Origin of the sequence: uncultured Nitratireductor sp. (genome assembly GCF_913053745.1) — a bacterium.
GTDB lineage: Bacteria > Pseudomonadota > Alphaproteobacteria > Rhizobiales > Rhizobiaceae > Nitratireductor.
Genome location: NZ_CAJXGF010000256.1, coordinates 1 through 2,938, shown reverse-complemented (window position 1 = coordinate 2,938; position 2,938 = coordinate 1). Strand labels below are relative to the sequence as shown.

The following is a 2,938-nucleotide window of genomic DNA, read 5'->3' as shown; positions in this document are numbered from 1 at the left end:
GACACCGGGTGACGACCGCCGGAGGTGCGGCCTTCACCACCACCATGGGGGTGATCGACCGGGTTCATGACGACGCCACGGTTGTGTGGGCGCTTGCCCATCCACCGCTTGCGACCGGCCTTGCCCAGGCTCACATTCCCGTGATCCGGGTTGGATACGGCACCCACGGTGGCAAAGCAACGGCCCGAAACGAGACGCTGTTCACCCGAGTTGAGGCGCAGGATCGCCATGCCCTGATCGCGACCGACGAGCTGAACGTAAGCGCCGGCGGACCGTGCGATCTGGCCACCCTTCTCGGGCTTCATCTCGACATTGTGCACGATCGTTCCGATCGGCATTGCCGCCAAAGGCATCGCATTGCCCGGCTTTACGTCGACCGCCTTCTCGCTTGCGACTACCTTGTCACCGACAGCCAGACGCTGCGGTGCCAGGATGTAGGACAGTTCGCCGTCTTCATAGCGAACCAGCGCGATGAACGCGGTGCGGTTCGGGTCGTATTCAATACGCTCCACCGTCGCCGAAACGTCGAGCTTGCGACGCTTGAAGTCGATCAGACGATAGGTGCGCTTGTGACCACCGCCCTGAAAGCGGGCGGTGATACGGCCTGTGTTGTTGCGGCCGCCCTTACCCGTCAAACCTTCCGTCAGCCCCTTCACGGGCTTTCCCTTGTAAAGGCCGGAACGGTCAACGATGACCAGCTGGCGCTGGCCTGGGGTTACCGGTTTATATTTCTTCAGTGCCATTGTCTCTTCCTCGCCGCCCGATTAGAGGCCAGTCGCGATATCGATGGAATGACCTTCGGCCAGCGTGACGATCGCTTTCTTCACGTCGCTCTGGCGGCCAATCGTTCCGCGAAAACGCTTCACCTTGCCCTTGCGAACAAGCGTGTTGACGCCGGTCACCTTGACGCCGAACAGCGCCTCGACAGCAGCCTTGATCTCAGGCTTCGTCGCAGTGCGGTCCACATTGAAGACCACCTGGTTGTTTTCCGACGCCATCGTCGATTTCTCGGTGATCGCCGGGCTGACGATCACGTCATAGTGGCGAAGCTCCGTCATTTGAAACGCTCCTCAAGGGCCTCGACTGCGGCCTTGGAAAGGACCAGCGTGCCGCGGCGCAGAATGTCGTAAACATTGATGCCCTGCACCGGCAGAACGTCGATGTTGGCAATGTTTTGAGCTGCGCGCTTGAAGCCGGCATCGACCTCCGCGCCACCAATCAACAAAGCGTTGCTCAGACCAAGCTTGGCAAAGCTCTCGACAAGCGACTTCGTCTTGCCGTCGGTGAGCGCCAATTCGTCAATGACGATCAGGCTCGAGCCCTTCGCCTTTGCCGAAAGCGCGTGCTTCAGACCGAGTGCACGAACCTTCTTCGGAAGCTCGTGGCTGTGATCGCGAACGACCGGTCCATGAGCACGACCGCCGCCGCGGAACTGCGGGACGCGAGCCGAGGAGTGGCGGGCACGACCCGTACCCTTCTGGCGGTACATCTTGGCGCCGGTACGCGCGATCTCCGAGCGTCCCTTGGTCTTGTGGGTGCCCTGCTGCTTCTTGGCAAGCTGCCAGCGCACGACGCGGTGCAGGATATCTTCGCGGGGGTCCAGTCCGAAGATCTCATCGGAGATCTTCAGCTTCCCGGCATCCTTGCCTGCGAGGGTGGTAACTTTAATGTCCATTATTCGGCCCCCTCGGTGGCGGCGGCTTCTTCAGCCTTTGCAGCGCCATTGCCATTGGCACGGATGGCGGCCGGCATCGGCACGTTTTCTGGCAGCGGAGCCTTGACGGCATCGCGAACCGTGATCCAGGTTCCCTTGGAGCCGGGAACCGCGCCGCGAACCAGAATAAGGCCACGCTCGGTGTCCGTGGACACCACTTCAAGGTTTTGCGTGGTCACGCGATGAGCGCCCATATGGCCGGCCATCTTCTTGCCCTTGAACACCTTACCGGGATCCTGACGCTGACCGGTCGAACCATGCGAGCGGTGCGAGACCGAGTTACCATGGGTCGCACGACCGCCACCGAAATTGTGGCGCTTCATGACACCCTGGAAGCCCTTACCGATCGAAGTGCCCGTCACATCGACCTTCTGGCCGGGGACGAAATGCTCGACCGTGATCTCGGCGCCGACATCCAGAAGATTGTCGGGCGACACACGAAACTCGGCCACTTTGGCCTTCGGCTCAACGGAAGCGGTCGCGAAATGACCACGCAACGCCTTAGACGTGTTCTTCACCTTGGCCAGACCAACGCCAAGCTGAACCGCCGTGTAGCCGTTCTTCTCCTCGGTACGCTGCGCAACGACCTGACAGTTCTCCATGCGCAGAACCGTCACGGGCACATGTTCGCCCGCTTCGTTGTAGACGCGTGTCATACCGATCTTTTGTGCGATAACACCTGAACGCATCGGTTCGATTTCCTTTCGGGGTTCCCAGCCCCCTGCCCGCTATCGCGAGTAAGGGCTCGGGTTCCTGACTTTTTGTCTTGCGCCCTAGAGCTTGATCTCGACATCCACACCGGCAGCGAGATCGAGCTTCATCAGCGCATCGACCGTCTGCGGCGTCGGATCGACAATGTCGAGCAGCCGCTTGTGGGTGCGCATCTCGAACTGCTCGCGGCTCTTCTTGTCGATGTGAGGAGACCGGTTCACAGTAAACTTCTCGATGCGCGTGGGCAGCGGCACCGGGCCGCGCACATTGGCGCCCGTGCGCTTTGCCGTAGACACGATTTCCCGCGTCGAGGCATCAAGAACGCGATGATCAAACGCCTTGAGGCGGATACGGATATTCTGTCCGTTCATGTGTCACTTCCTTGTTCCGCTGCGACGCGGAAGACCGCGCCGCGCCGGAAGGTTCCCGTTCTTACTCAGTGATGGATGCGACGATGCCGGCACCGACGGTGCGGCCGCCTTCGCGGATGGCGAAGCGCAGCTTCTCTTCCAT

The 2,938-nt window shown here is 60.9% G+C and carries 5 protein-coding genes and 1 pseudogene; all 6 read right to left on the bottom strand.

The features are described from left to right. Positions 1-743: 50S ribosomal protein L2 (gene rplB / locus QZ638_RS23105; RefSeq protein WP_295815075.1), on the bottom strand; the 743-nt coding region annotated here is incomplete at its 3' end. 21 nt (positions 744-764) lie between these two features. Then, entirely contained in the window at positions 765-1,058 is a 294-nt protein-coding gene (locus QZ638_RS23100; protein WP_295815072.1) for a 50S ribosomal protein L23, read from the bottom strand. Then, on the bottom strand, positions 1,055-1,675 hold the full coding sequence (gene rplD, locus QZ638_RS23095; RefSeq protein ID WP_295815069.1) for a 50S ribosomal protein L4: 621 nt from the start codon (positions 1,673-1,675) through the stop codon (positions 1,055-1,057). Before rplD ends, QZ638_RS23100 begins: the two co-directional genes overlap by 4 nt. Further along, positions 1,675-2,403, bottom strand: a complete 729-nt coding sequence (gene rplC, locus QZ638_RS23090; RefSeq protein WP_295815067.1) for a 50S ribosomal protein L3 — start codon at positions 2,401-2,403, stop codon at positions 1,675-1,677. The genes rplD and rplC overlap by 1 nt, the downstream gene beginning before the upstream one ends. Before the next feature lie 84 nt (positions 2,404-2,487). Beyond that, complete coding sequence (rpsJ, locus tag QZ638_RS23085) at positions 2,488-2,796, bottom strand: 30S ribosomal protein S10 (protein WP_007009511.1); 309 nt, start codon at positions 2,794-2,796, stop codon at positions 2,488-2,490. A 61-nt stretch (positions 2,797-2,857) separates the two neighbouring features. Next, a pseudogene (locus tag QZ638_RS23080) lies at positions 2,858-2,938 on the bottom strand (elongation factor Tu); the annotation flags it as partial.

Excerpts from the sequence above, each read along its gene's own strand:
- QZ638_RS23100 (WP_295815072.1), bottom strand. The coding sequence starts at position 1,058 with ATGACGGAGCTTCGCCACTATGACGTGATCGTCAGCCCGGCGATCACC.
- rplD (WP_295815069.1), bottom strand. The coding sequence starts at position 1,675 with ATGGACATTAAAGTTACCACCCTCGCAGGCAAGGATGCCGGGAAGCTG.
- rplC (WP_295815067.1), bottom strand. The coding sequence starts at position 2,403 with ATGCGTTCAGGTGTTATCGCACAAAAGATCGGTATGACACGCGTCTAC.
- rpsJ (WP_007009511.1), bottom strand. The coding sequence starts at position 2,796 with ATGAACGGACAGAATATCCGTATCCGCCTCAAGGCGTTTGATCATCGC.